The sequence below is a fragment of the Novosphingobium sp. YAF33 genome (assembly GCF_052113265.1).
Lineage (GTDB): Bacteria > Pseudomonadota > Alphaproteobacteria > Sphingomonadales > Sphingomonadaceae > Novosphingobium.
Genome location: NZ_JBFRCW010000019.1, coordinates 37,758 through 49,338, shown reverse-complemented (window position 1 = coordinate 49,338; position 11,581 = coordinate 37,758). Strand labels below are relative to the sequence as shown.

Sequence of the window (11,581 nt, the reverse complement as noted above, 5' to 3'; positions counted from 1 at the left end):
GTATTCCTTGGAGAGCGGCGGCCGCTCGTAAGGATGCTCCGGCTCGCGGCCGATGACGGTGATGGTCCCCTCGAAACCGTTCTGGCGAAGGGCGATCGCGCATTGCGCACCGCCGTGCCCGGCTCCCACGATAACGACGTCTGCACGCTCCGCCATGGTCACACGCGCTCCAGCAGCACGGCCAGGCCCTGCCCGACGCCGATGCACATGAAGGCCAGCGCCAAGCGGCCGCCGGTGCGATGCAGTTCCTCCACCGCCGAAAGCGCGATACGCGCGCCGGACATCCCCAGGGGATGGCCCAGTGCGATGGCGCCGCCGTTGGGATTGACGCGCGGGTCGCCGGGATCGATGCCGAGATCGCGCAAGGTGGCGATGGCCTGGCTGGCGAAAGCCTCGTTCAGCTCGATCACGTCAAGGTCGTCCACGCCCAGCGCATGACGCGCCAGCACCTTGCGCGCCGCCTCGATCGGGCCTGCACCCATGATGCGCGGGGCGATGCCCGCGGCCGCCATGCCGACCACGCGGGCGCGCGGGGCGAGGCCGTGGCGTTTCGCCGCCTCCGCGCTGGCCACCAGCATGGCCGCTGCGCCATCGTTGAGGCCCGAGGCATTGCCCGCCGTCACGGTGCCGTCCGCCTTCACTACCGGCTTCAGCTTCGCCAGCGCTTCGAGGCTGGTGGCGCGGAGGTGCTCGTCCTGCGCGAAGATCACCGGATCGCCCTTGCGCTGCGGGACCGATACCGGAACGATCTCGGCGGCGAACCTGCCATCGGCCTGCGCGCGCGCGGCCTTTTCCTGGCTGGCGAGGGCGAAGCGGTCCTGCTCCTCACGGCTCACCTGCCACTGCTCGGCCACGTTCTCGCCGGTCTGCGGCATCGTGTCGACGCCGTAAGCCGCCTTCATCGCCGGATTGACGAAGCGCCAGCCCAGCGTGGTGTCCTCGATCTTCTGGTCGCGGCCGAAAGCGCTGCCGGCCTTGCCCATGACATAAGGCGCCCGGGTCATGCTCTCGGCGCCCCCGGCAATGAGGAAGTCCGCATCGCCGCCGCGGATCGCCTGCGCCGCCATGCCCAGCGCATTGAGGCCCGAGGCGCACAGCCGGTTGACGGTCACGCCGGGCACGCCTTCGGGCATCCCGGCCAGAAGCACGGCCATGCGCGCCAGGTTGCGATTGTCCTCGCCCGCCTGGTTGGCGCAGCCGAGGATCACGTCGTCGAGCGCGCCCCAGTCGGCATCCGGGTTGCGCGCCATCAGTGCCTTGAGCGGCAGCGCGGCAAGGTCGTCAGCGCGCACGGCGGCAAGCGAGCCGTTCAGCTTGCCGATAGGGGTGCGCACGGCGTCGCAGATGAAGGCTTCGGCCATGATCTTCAGCTTTCCAGGAACGAGGCGAGTGCCCCTGCCAGCGCCTCGGGCGCTTCCAGGGGGGCAAGATGAGCAGCTTCGAGCGAGACATGCGCCGCGCCGGGAATGCTCTGGACGAGGTGCTCGCCGTGCCCGGCGAAAGGCGTGGAGCTGTCGCGCGTGCCGGTGACGACCAGGGTGGGTGCGGCAATGGCGGGGATGCGCGGGGCCAGGTCCATGTCGCGGATCGCCGCGCCGCAACCGGCGTAGCCTTGCGGGTCCATGCCGAGGAGCTGGCGGCGCACGCTTTCGAACAGTGCGGGCACGGCGGCGTCCGAGAGGAAGCGGCCCATGGCGAGGTCGGCAATGGCGGCCATGCCTTCGGTGCGCACGGTGCCGATGCGGTCGTTCCACGAGGCGCTGTCCATTGTGGCGGAAGTGCAGACGAGCACCAGCTTTTCCAGCCGCTGCGGCGCGCGCAGGGCCAGTTCCATGCCGATCATGCCGCCCAGCGACACGCCCGCCAGCGAAAAGCGCGCGATCCCGGCGGCGTCGGCCACCGCCAGCACGTCTTCGGCCAGTCGCGCCATCGAGAAGTCACCCGGCTCCGCCACCGAAGCGCCGTGACCGCGGGTGTCGATGCGCAGCAGCGCGAAACGGTCCTGCAAGTGCGGCAGGACCGCGTCCCACAAGTCCATGTCCGTGCCGATGGAATTGAGCAGCACCAGTGCCGGCGCGTGGTCGCGGCCGTCGCGCTTCCAGTAGAGGCTGGCGCCGGGAACGTGAGTGAAGGCCATGGGTCAATCCTCCGGGGCGATGGCGACACGCAGCCCGTCGAGCGCGGCGGTCATGGCGATCTGGCAAGACAGGCGCGATCGGGCTCCGCGATGGTCGGAGGAATCGAGCAGGTCGTTCTCATCCTCGGACAAGGCTCCGGTCGCGGCGGTCCAGTCCTCATCGACGAAGATGTGGCAGGTGGCGCAGGAGCAGCAGCCCCCGCAGAGCGCCAGCAGTTCATCGAAGCCGCTGTCGCGGATCGCTTCCATCACGGAGCGGCCCTCTTCGGCATGGATGGCGGTTTCGTCTCCCGAACGGTCGACGACGATCAGTCTAGGCACGGAACAGTCCTGTCTTACGCCGCTTCCGGCAGGGCCAGCGGCGCACCGGTCTTCTCGGCGACTTCCGCTTCGGTGACGCCGGGGGCGAGTTCGACCAGCGCCAGCCCGCCGCGAATGCGGTCCACGGCGATGACGGCAAGGTCGGTGACGATCAGGTCCACGCAGGCCTTGCCGGTCAGCGGCAGGCTGCATTGCGGCAGGATCTTCGGCGCGCCGTTCTTCGAGACATGGTCCATGACCACGACCACGCGCTTCACCCCCGCGACGAGGTCCATCGCCCCGCCCATGCCCTTCACCATCTTGCCCGGGATCGTCCAGTTGGCGAGATCGCCCTCGGCCGAGACTTCCATCGCGCCCAGCACGGCCATGTCGATATGGCCGCCGCGGATCATCGCGAAGCTGTCCGCGCTGGAGAAGAAGCTGGACGTCGGCAGCGCGGTGATCGTCTGCTTGCCGGCATTGATGAGGTCGGGATCGACTTCGTCGTCATAGGGGAACGGGCCGATGCCGAGCATGCCGTTCTCGCTCTGGAGCGTGACCTTGATGCCCTCCGGCACATGGTTCGCCACCAGGGTCGGGATGCCGATGCCCAGGTTCACATAGTACCCATCGCGCAGTTCCTTCGCGGCGCGGGCGGCCATTTCATCGCGGGTCCAGCTCATCAGACCGCCTCCCTTTCCCGAATAGTGCGCTTCTCGATGCGCTTCTCGTTGATGGTCGAAAGCACCACGCGGTCGACGTAGATGCCGGGGGTGTGGATGCAGTCCGGATCAAAGGTGCCGGCGGGGACGATTTCCTCGACCTCGGCCACGGTGACCTTGCCCGCCGTGGCCATGTTCGGGTTGAAGTTGCGCGCGGTCTTGCGGAACTGGAGGTTGCCCTCCTCATCCGCGCGCCAGGCCTTGATGATCGACAGGTCCGCGCGCAGCCAGGTTTCGCGCACGTATTCCTCGCCCTCGAACACCTCGACCGGCTTGCCTTCGGCGACCACGGTGCCGACCCCGGTCTTGGTGTAGAACGCCGGGATGCCCGCGCCGCCCGCGCGAATGCGCTCGGCCAAGGTGCCCTGCGGGTTGAGTTCCAGCTCCAGCTCGCCCGAGAGGTACTGGCTTTCGAACAGCTTGTTCTCGCCCACGTAGGACGAGATCATCTTCCGGATCTGCCGGCTTTCCAGCAGCATCCACAGGCCGAACCCGTCCGCGCCCGCGTTGTTGGAAATGACCGTCAGGTCCTTCACGCCCGCTGCGCGCACTTCGGGGATCAGGCTCTCCGGATTGCCCGAAAGCCCGAACCCGCCGGACATGATGGTCATGCCGTCGAACAGCAGGCCATCGAGAGCGCTGCGGGGGCTATCGTAGATTTTCGACATCGCGTGTCTCCTTAACCGAGGTCGCCGCCCGCGACGGGCAACACGGTGCCGGTCACGTAGTTGGCCTCGTCCGAGGCGAGGAACAGGATCGGGGCGATCTGCTCCTCAAGGGTTCCGTAGCGTTTCAGGAAGGCGGAATCGGTCACTTGCGCGACCGCCTCGGCCATCCACGCCTGCTCCTGCGCATTGTCGCCTTCGGCGTTCCGGGCGACACGGCGCGGGGGAGCGCTGGTACCGCCCGGTGCCGTCGCGACGACACGAATGCCGCTTTCCGCATATTCCATCGCAAGACTCTGGGTGAGGCCGTTGATCCCGCCCTTCGCCGCCGAATAGGGCACCCGGCGAATGCCGCGCGTGGCGTTGGAGGACAGGTTCAAGATCGTTCCCGCGCCCTGCTCCAGCATCGCCGGCAGCACGGCATGGCAGCAATAGAGCGTCGGCATCAGCGAGCGGCGGATTTCCGCGTCGATCTGCGCAGGCTCGAACTCGGCATAAGGCCGCATCCGGATCGCGCCGCCAACGTTGTTGATGAGAATGTCGATCCGACCGAAAGCTTCGACGGCCTTGCCCATCGCCATCGCCGCGCCTTCGTAGGTCTCAAGGTCGCAGCAGACGGAGACGGCTTTTCCGCCCGCCGCCACGATGGCCTGCTCCACCTCGGTCACGAATTCGGCGCGGTCGACCAGAACCACGCTCGCACCCTCGGCAGCGGCGCGGGCCGCGACACCGGCCCCGATACCCTGTGCCGCGCCGGTCACGACCATGACCTTACCTGCGAAACGTCCTGCGAAGATCATGACACCGCACCCTTCGTCATTGCGAGCGTAGCGAAGCAATCCAGGGGCGGTTTTGCGCCGCTCTGAATTGCCGCGTCGGCTTCGCCTCCTCGCAATGACGAAGGTTGGGAGGAGGACGATCGCGAAGAGAGTGAGTGAACCGACATGCCCACCTCCTCAGACGTGGTAGATGTCGATGACCTGATGAATGTAGTCGTCCTTCAGGACGATCTTCTTCGTCAGGATCTTCGGCATCTCATCCGCAGTATCCAGCGTCAGGAACGTGGTCCCGAAGAACTGCTGCGTCTGCTGGTAGCGGTGGCTGAGCGTGTGCCAGTTGTAGCGCAAGTCCACCTGCCCATCGCGGCTCTCCAGCACTTCGACATTGCCGATGAAGTGCGCGGAGCGCGGCTCGGGCGTGGACGCGGAGGACCGCTCGGTGTTCAGGCGGTAGACGCGGTCTTCCAGACCCTGCCGGTTGGCGTAGTAGATCAGCGAGATTTCGGTCTGCGGGTCAGAGCAGAGTTCATCGTCGTCGGTCCACGCCGGCATCCAGTATTCGACTTGCGGCGAATAGCATTCCAGCCACTCATCGAACCGGCGGTCATCCAGCAGGCGCGCCTCGCGGTAGAGGAAGGCGCAGATCTCGCGGTAGGAGAGAACCTCACGGGTCATGTCGAGCGTGCTCATTCCGCCGCCTCCATCATCGGCGGCTGATTGGCCGCGTCCTTGGCCAGACCGTCGAGCATGATCTGCGCCCAGAACTCGTGCTGGCGCACGAACAGGCCCTCGTCCTCGCTGCGCTCGCTGGAGAGCAGCGGGTTCATGCCCATGGCCTTGGCATTGGCGTCCGCGCCGTGGATCCAGCGGGTGGCGCCGCGGCTGAGGTCGTTCCACAGTTCGCCCGCGCCTTCGTAAGCCTTCTGGCAGGAGCGGAATTCCTCCAGGTCGTCGGGCGTGCCCATGCCGGTGACGTTGAAGAAATCCTCGTACTGGCGGATGCGGTGGGCGCGGTCCTCGGCGCTCTCGCCCTTGGGGGCGTAGCAGTAGATCGTCACTTCGGTGGTGTGCACGTCGATCGGGCGGACGACGCGGATCTGGGTCGAGAACTGGTCCATCAGGAACACGTTGGGATAGAGCGCCAGATTGCGCGTCTGCTCGATGATGAACTTCGCCCGATCCTCACCCAGCCGGGCGTCGAGTTCGGGCTTGTGGTTCCAGATCGGCCGCACTTCGGGATTGATCACCTGCGTCCAGAGCAGGATGTGCCCATGCTCGAAGCCATAGACGCCGCTGGCGGGCGCCTTGGACCAGCCGTTGGCGTCCACCGCCTTGGTGCCGCCCTCGGCCCGGCGGCCCATGGTGGACTGGTAGTTTTCGTGAACGGAGCTGACGTGATAGCCGTCGCAGCCGTTCTCCATCTGCATCTTCCAGTTGCCGTCGAAGGTGTAGGTGGAATTGCCGGTCAGCACTTCCAGCCCCTCGGGCGCCTGATCGACCATCTGGTCGATGATGACTTTCGCCTCGCCCAGATGGTCTTCCAGCGGCAGCACGTCATGGTTCAGCGATCCGAACACGAAGCCGCGATAGCTCTCGACGCGCACCTTCGTCAGGTCGTGCGACCCTTCGTGGTCGAAGCTGTCCGGATAGGCGCCGGTGCTGGCATCCTTGGCGCGCAGCAGCTTGCCGTCGGTCTTGAAGCTCCAGCCGTGGAACGGGCAGACGAACAGCGGCTGGTTGCCCCGCTTGCGGCGGCACAGCTTGGCGCCGCGATGCGCGCAGGCATTGACCACGCCGTTGATCGCGCCGTCCTTGGCCCGGGTCAGGATCACGGGCGTGCGCCCGATGAAGGTCGTGAAGTAATCGTTCTTGTTCGGAAGCTGGCTTTCGTGGGCGAGGTACACCCAGTTGCTTTCGAAGATGTACTTCATTTCCAGTTCGAACAGCGCCGGATCGGTGAAGACGTCCCGGCGGCAGCGGAACTCTCCGGTTTCGACGTCATCGACCACGGCGGTCGAGACCCGGTGCATGAGGCGTTCGTACACGATCTTGTCTCCCGTTTTTCTGTGGTCAGGCCGTTTCTGTTTCGGGCTGCGGTTCGGCCTCGGCGCGGGCGCGGGACGAGAAGTGCTCGTCGTCCGCATCGGCGGCGCGCTGCATCTGGAAGTCGAACTGGATGTAGGCGCTGTCGCCCTGGCGGCTGGGCACCGGCAGCAGGCCGGCGCGGGTGCCGAAGGCGAAGTCGTCGGCCGCGAAGGGATCGTCGCCGAAGTTGATCTGCGTCGTCAGCGTGCGATAGCCCGGTGCCTCGATGAAGAAGTGGACATGGGCCGGACGATTGCCGTGGCGGCCCAGCGCCTGCATCAGCTGGTCGGTCGATCCGCCCGGCGGCACCGAGTAACCGCTCGGCTGCTTGGAATGAAACGCATAGCGCCCATCCTTGGCCAGCTTGATGCGGCGGCGGTTGTTGAACGGGGTCTGCTCGCCGGTGGGGTCGAAGTGCGAATACCAGCCCTTAGAATTGGCATGCCAGACGTGGACGATCGCGTTCTCCACCGCCTCGCCGTCCGGGCCGGTGACACTGCCGGTCATGTGCAGGACGGTGGTGCCCTCGTCCTCGTCGACGGAGAGGTTCACGTTGCCTTCCACCAGCGGCGCACCGGCAACGTAGAGCGGACCCTCGATGGTGCGCGGGGTGCCGCCGGAAAGGCCGGCCTCGGCATCCTTGGCGTCCATGTAGAGGTCCAGGAAGTGCTCAAGCCCCGTGCCCGGCACGATCAGGCCGATCTCGCCCGCGCTGTCCGAAAGGTACTTCATGGCGAGCCAGAACTCGCTTTCGGAAATGTCGTGGCGGACGATCAGCTCCATCACCGATTCGGTAAGGTCGCGCATGATCGCCTTGAGGCGGGGGCTGCCGCCGCTCTCGTTCACGCCGGCGGCGCGATCGAGCAGCTGCTGGATTTCCGGGGTCTTTACGAAGCTGACGTCCATTTTGTTCTCTCCCAAGGACTGTATTCAGTGGCTCCGGCGATCAGCGATCGTCGTCATGGATGGAGGATGGGTGCCGGCAGAGCGGCGTGATCTTCATGGTCATGAAGGGGTAGAGCGGCAGGCCCATCAGCGTGTCGTGCAGCGCCGCATTGCTCTCGACATCGAAGATCGAGACGTTCGAATAGAGCCCGACCTTGCGCCAGATATGGCGCCAGGTGCCCGCCTGCTGGAGCTTCTGGAAATAGGCCTTCTCGGCCGCCTTGATCTTCGCGGCTTCTTCCGCGTCGAAGTCCAGCGGAATGTTGACGTCCATTTCGACCATGAACAGCATGGCTCAGGCTCCTGCGTTTACGGCGTGAAGGCGCGGACCCGAACGGTCACGCCGGAAGAAGTCGACCTTGTCGGGATCGAGCGCGATGCCGAGGCCGGGGCCGGTCGGCACCTTCAGCGAAAAGTCCCCGTAGCCGAGCGGCTCGGTGAGAATTTCCTCGGTCTGCAGCAGCGGGCCGAACAGCTCCGTGCCCCAGGCAAGCTCCGGAACGGTGGCGAAGACATGGGCCGAGGCCGCCGTGCCCACGCCGCCTTCCAGCATCGTGCCGCCATAGAGGCCGATCCCGGCCGCCGTGCCGATGGCGGCGACTTCGGCGGTGGCGAACAGACCGCCCGATTGTGCGATCTTCAGCGCGAACACGCCCGCCGCACCGGCCGAGGCAATGCGCAGCGCCGTGCGCGGGCCATGCAGCGCCTCGTCCGCCATCAGCGGCACGCCGCGCGTGGTGGCAAGACGGGTCATCGCGGCAATGTCGTCCCCGGCGATGGGCTGTTCGACGAGGTCGCAGCCCACGTCCTGAAGCATCGCCATGCCCAGCTTGGCCTGCGCCTCGCTCCAGTTCTGGTTCACGTCCACGCGCACGCTGGCGCGGTCACCCAGCGCCTTGCAGATCGCGCCGACATGGGCGACGTCCTGTTCCACGCTGCGCTTGCCGATCTTCAGCTTGAAGATGCGGTGGCGGCGCAGGGAAAGCATTTCCTCGCCCTCGGCAATGTCGCGCGCGGTGTCGCCGCTGGCGAGGGTCCAGGCCACCGGCATATCGTCACGCACGCGGCCCCCGCCGATCAGTTCGGAAACGGGGACGCCCAGCCGCTTGCCCGCCATGTCCAGCAGCGCGGTTTCCACCGCGCACTTGGCAAAGTGATTGCCGCGCACGCACTTGGCGACTTTGGCCATCGTGGCGCCGACGCGGCTGATGTCGCAGGTCTTCAGGACCGGGACGATATAGGTGTCGATGGCGGACTTGATGCTTTCCGGGCTTTCCTCGCCATAGCTGAGGCCGCCGATGGTGGTGCCCTCGCCGATGCCCTCTACGCCGTCACTGTCGGTCAGGCGCACGATCACCATCGCCTGCGAATGCATCGTGGCCATGGCCAGAACATGCGGGCGGATCGTCGGTACATCGACGATTAAGGTATCAGCTTGGCTCAACAGGGCCATTGCAGCGACTCTCCCGAATGTTTAGCTTTCGATGGGAAAGTTAGGCCTCGGTCGCAGCGGCTGCAAAGATCAATGCGGTTACAGGCCTATACCTGAGAGGTATATTATCGTGATGGACGTGCGCCTTCTGCGCTACTTCGTGGCCGTGGCGGACGAGGGGAACTTCAACCGCGCCGCCGAACGGCTGCACATCGCCCAGCCGCCGCTTTCGCGCGCGATCCAGCAGTTGGAGGCGCATGTCGGCGCACCGCTGCTCGATCGCGGCACACGCCCGCTGCGGCTCACCGCCGTCGGCCGCCTGCTCCACGAACAGGCCCTGCAGGTGCTGGCGCGCATGGAGGACGTGGAGGCCATGGTAAGGGCCGCCGCCACCAGCGAGCGGCGGCGGCTGGTGATCGGCTTCGTCGCCTCCACCATCTATGCCCGCCTGCCCGAACTGATCCGCGAATTCCGCAAGGCGGCAGAGAACGTGGAACTGGTCATGGTGGAAGCCACCACGCTGGACCAGATCGCCGCACTGAAGGACGGACGCATCGATGTCGGCTTCGGGCGCATCCGCTTCGAGGACCCTTCGGTCCGCCGCATCATCCTGCGCAACGAGAAACTCGTGGCCGCCTTCCCAGTCGACCACCCGCTGGCCAACGGGAGCGGGCCGATCTCGCTGCGCGACCTGGCCGATGAGCCGCAGATCATCTATCCGCGCGCGCCCCGCCCCAGCTATGCCGACCAGGTGATCTCGCTGTTCCGCGACCATTCGATAGAGCCGCGCATCGTGCACGAGGCGCGCGAACTGCAGATCGCCATCGGCCTCGTCGCGGCGGAGGAAGGCATGGCCATCGTCCCGGAATCGGTGCGCCGCGCGCGCAGCCACGATGTCGCCTTCCGCGAACTGGTGGAACCGGCCACCTCCCCCATCATCATGAGCCACCGCCCGGGAGACCGCTCTCCCGAACTGGCGCTCATGGCCGCGGTGATCGCGCGGCAATATGCGCAGTGGGGCTACGACGTGCCCGCCGCGCTGAGCGAGGAATTGTGACCGGCGCGTTTCCGGCGATACCCGCTGCGTATTCGCATCGGACTTAAACGGTATTTGTTGAACCCCTGCAGGTCATTCACTTTCCCGGAAAATCACACAACGTGAAATGGGAGAGGAATCGATATGCAAGGTATCGATGTAAGTCGTCTTGTCGACGAAGCCAGATTCGGAAATCTGCACCTCAAGATAATTATAGCCTGCGCATTGCTGCTTATAGTCGATGGCTACGACGTATTCATTTACGGAGTCGTGCTCCCCAAGCTGATGGAGCAGTGGCAACTTACCGCACCGCAAGCCGGTTCTTTGGCAAGCTGGGCGCTGTTCGGCATGATGTCCGGCGCGCTTCTGTTCGGACCGATGGGTGACCGGATCGGCCGCAAGAAGTGCATCACCCTCTGCTTCACCCTGTTCAGCGCCGCGACCTTCCTGAACGGCTTCGTGACGACGCCGACGATGTTCGGCGTGCTGCGCTTCGCCGCGGGCCTGGGCTGCGGAGGGCTGATGCCCAATGCCGTTGCGCTCACCAACGAATATGCCCCCAGGCGGATGCGCAGCACGCTCGTGGCGCTGATGTTCAGCGGCTATGCCGTGGGCGGCATGGTCGCGGCGGGCCTGGGCATCTGGCTGCTGCCCCGGTTCGGCTGGCAGGCGATGTTCCTGGCCGCCGCCGTGCCGCTGGCACTGCTTCCGCTGATCCTGCGCGGCCTGCCGGAATCGGTCGGCTTCCTGGTGCGCAAGGGCGAGCAGGACAAGGCCCGCGCGATCCTTCGCCAGCTCTCCCCCGAGGCCGCCTCCGGCGCGCCGCTGGTCCTGCGCGAGGCCGACACGGGGCGCGCCTCGGTGGGCGAACTGTTCCGGCATGACCGCACGCTGGGCACGCTGTCCATGTGGCTGTGCTTCTTCTGCTGCCTGCTGATGGTCTATGCGCTGGGTTCGTGGTTGCCGCAGTTGATGCGCAGCGCCGGATACAGCCTGGGTTCCAGCCTCTCGTTCCTGCTCGCGCTCAATTTCGGCGGCATGTTCGGCGCGATCATGGGCGGGCGCCTGGCAGACCGTTTCGGGCTGCCCCGCGTGGTCATGGCCTATTTCGCCCTGGGCGCGCTCTGCATCGCCCTGCTCGGCCTGAACAGCGCCATGCCGGTGCTCTATCTGCTGATCTTCATCGCCGGCGCCGGCACCACCGGCACGCAGATCCTGCTCTATGCCAGCGTCGCGGAGTTCTACAGCCTCTCCGTGCGCTCCACCGGACTGGGCTGGGCCTCGGGAATGGGCCGGGTCGGCGCGATCGTGGGGCCGATGCTCGGCGGACTGCTGCTCGCGGCGGAACTGCCGATGGCGCTCAACTTCCTCGCCTTCTCCATTCCGGGCCTCGTCTCCGTACTGGCGACCGCGCTCTACATGGTGAGCCGCCGCCAGCAGCGCAGCCGGGAAGCCTACGCCCTGGCGGCGTGAACGGACG

At 66.2% G+C, this 11,581-nt stretch carries 14 protein-coding genes; 2 read left to right on the top strand and 12 right to left on the bottom strand.

Annotated elements, in window-relative coordinates:
* From AB4Z00_RS24435 to AB4Z00_RS24380, 12 genes are all read right to left on the bottom strand, one after another.
* Nucleotides 1-156, bottom strand: a 156-nt coding sequence (locus tag AB4Z00_RS24435; RefSeq protein ID WP_442047583.1) for an FAD-dependent oxidoreductase, incomplete at its 3' end; no start/stop codon positions are given.
* Between the two features lie 2 nt (nucleotides 157-158).
* Nucleotides 159-1,361: a 3-oxoadipyl-CoA thiolase gene (gene pcaF, locus AB4Z00_RS24430; RefSeq protein ID WP_442047578.1), complete on the bottom strand. Its 1,203-nt coding sequence runs from the start codon at nucleotides 1,359-1,361 to the stop codon at nucleotides 159-161.
* Nucleotides 1,362-1,366: 5 nt separating this feature from the next.
* Nucleotides 1,367-2,137 carry a 3-oxoadipate enol-lactonase gene (gene pcaD, locus AB4Z00_RS24425; protein WP_442047577.1) on the bottom strand — a complete coding sequence of 257 codons (771 nt, stop codon included), beginning with the start codon at nucleotides 2,135-2,137 and terminating at the stop codon, nucleotides 1,367-1,369.
* Nucleotides 2,138-2,140: 3 nt separating this feature from the next.
* A complete protein-coding gene (locus AB4Z00_RS24420; protein WP_442047576.1) occupies nucleotides 2,141-2,458 on the bottom strand; it encodes a 2Fe-2S iron-sulfur cluster-binding protein in 318 nt (105 codons plus the stop codon).
* Nucleotides 2,459-2,472: 14 nt separating this feature from the next.
* Entirely contained in the window at nucleotides 2,473-3,120 is a 648-nt protein-coding gene (locus tag AB4Z00_RS24415) for a 3-oxoacid CoA-transferase subunit B (RefSeq protein WP_442047575.1), read from the bottom strand.
* Nucleotides 3,120-3,827, bottom strand: coding sequence for a CoA transferase subunit A (locus tag AB4Z00_RS24410; protein WP_442047574.1), 708 nt, complete (start codon nucleotides 3,825-3,827; stop codon nucleotides 3,120-3,122). The genes AB4Z00_RS24415 and AB4Z00_RS24410 overlap by 1 nt, the downstream gene beginning before the upstream one ends.
* 11 nt (nucleotides 3,828-3,838) lie before the next feature.
* The gene (benD, locus tag AB4Z00_RS24405) at nucleotides 3,839-4,624 is read right to left on the bottom strand and encodes a benzoate diol dehydrogenase BenD (RefSeq protein WP_442047573.1); all 786 of its coding nucleotides are present in this window, start codon (nucleotides 4,622-4,624) and stop codon (nucleotides 3,839-3,841) included.
* Nucleotides 4,625-4,780: 156 nt separating this feature from the next.
* A complete protein-coding gene (gene benB, locus AB4Z00_RS24400; protein ID WP_442047572.1) occupies nucleotides 4,781-5,293 on the bottom strand; it encodes a benzoate 1,2-dioxygenase small subunit in 513 nt (170 codons plus the stop codon).
* Nucleotides 5,290-6,633 (bottom strand): Rieske 2Fe-2S domain-containing protein, encoded by a 1,344-nt coding sequence (locus AB4Z00_RS24395; protein WP_442047582.1) that lies wholly within the window; start codon nucleotides 6,631-6,633, stop codon nucleotides 5,290-5,292. The genes benB and AB4Z00_RS24395 overlap by 4 nt, the downstream gene beginning before the upstream one ends.
* A 40-nt stretch (nucleotides 6,634-6,673) precedes the next feature.
* Nucleotides 6,674-7,594: a dioxygenase family protein gene (locus AB4Z00_RS24390; RefSeq protein WP_134095922.1), complete on the bottom strand. Its 921-nt coding sequence runs from the start codon at nucleotides 7,592-7,594 to the stop codon at nucleotides 6,674-6,676.
* A gap of 40 nt (nucleotides 7,595-7,634) precedes the next feature.
* On the bottom strand, nucleotides 7,635-7,925 hold the full coding sequence (gene catC, locus AB4Z00_RS24385) for a muconolactone Delta-isomerase (RefSeq protein ID WP_086489968.1): 291 nt from the start codon (nucleotides 7,923-7,925) through the stop codon (nucleotides 7,635-7,637).
* Nucleotides 7,926-7,928: 3 nt separating this feature from the next.
* On the bottom strand, nucleotides 7,929-9,086 hold the full coding sequence (locus AB4Z00_RS24380; protein WP_442047571.1) for a muconate/chloromuconate family cycloisomerase: 1,158 nt from the start codon (nucleotides 9,084-9,086) through the stop codon (nucleotides 7,929-7,931).
* A gap of 112 nt (nucleotides 9,087-9,198) precedes the next feature.
* Between AB4Z00_RS24380 and AB4Z00_RS24375 the strand changes: the two genes are divergently transcribed.
* Together AB4Z00_RS24375 and AB4Z00_RS24370 are read left to right on the top strand one after the other, a co-directional pair.
* Nucleotides 9,199-10,122, top strand: a complete 924-nt coding sequence (locus AB4Z00_RS24375) for a LysR family transcriptional regulator (RefSeq protein ID WP_132268978.1) — start codon at nucleotides 9,199-9,201, stop codon at nucleotides 10,120-10,122.
* A gap of 123 nt (nucleotides 10,123-10,245) precedes the next feature.
* A complete protein-coding gene (locus AB4Z00_RS24370) occupies nucleotides 10,246-11,574 on the top strand; it encodes an MFS transporter (RefSeq protein WP_132268920.1) in 1,329 nt (442 codons plus the stop codon).
* Nucleotides 11,575-11,581: the final 7 nt, after the last annotated feature.

Coding starts and splice junctions, on each gene's coding strand:
- pcaF (WP_442047578.1), bottom strand. CDS start 1,361: ATGGCCGAAGCCTTCATCTGCGACGCCGTGCGCACCCCTATCGGCAAG.
- pcaD (WP_442047577.1), bottom strand. CDS start 2,137: ATGGCCTTCACTCACGTTCCCGGCGCCAGCCTCTACTGGAAGCGCGAC.
- AB4Z00_RS24415 (WP_442047575.1), bottom strand. CDS start 3,120: ATGAGCTGGACCCGCGATGAAATGGCCGCCCGCGCCGCGAAGGAACTG.
- AB4Z00_RS24410 (WP_442047574.1), bottom strand. CDS start 3,827: ATGTCGAAAATCTACGATAGCCCCCGCAGCGCTCTCGATGGCCTGCTG.
- benD (WP_442047573.1), bottom strand. CDS start 4,624: ATGATCTTCGCAGGACGTTTCGCAGGTAAGGTCATGGTCGTGACCGGC.
- benB (WP_442047572.1), bottom strand. CDS start 5,293: ATGAGCACGCTCGACATGACCCGTGAGGTTCTCTCCTACCGCGAGATC.
- AB4Z00_RS24395 (WP_442047582.1), bottom strand. CDS start 6,633: ATGCACCGGGTCTCGACCGCCGTGGTCGATGACGTCGAAACCGGAGAG.
- AB4Z00_RS24390 (WP_134095922.1), bottom strand. CDS start 7,594: ATGGACGTCAGCTTCGTAAAGACCCCGGAAATCCAGCAGCTGCTCGAT.
- catC (WP_086489968.1), bottom strand. CDS start 7,925: ATGCTGTTCATGGTCGAAATGGACGTCAACATTCCGCTGGACTTCGAC.
- AB4Z00_RS24380 (WP_442047571.1), bottom strand. CDS start 9,086: ATGGCCCTGTTGAGCCAAGCTGATACCTTAATCGTCGATGTACCGACG.
- AB4Z00_RS24375 (WP_132268978.1), top strand. CDS start 9,199: ATGGACGTGCGCCTTCTGCGCTACTTCGTGGCCGTGGCGGACGAGGGG.
- AB4Z00_RS24370 (WP_132268920.1), top strand. CDS start 10,246: ATGCAAGGTATCGATGTAAGTCGTCTTGTCGACGAAGCCAGATTCGGA.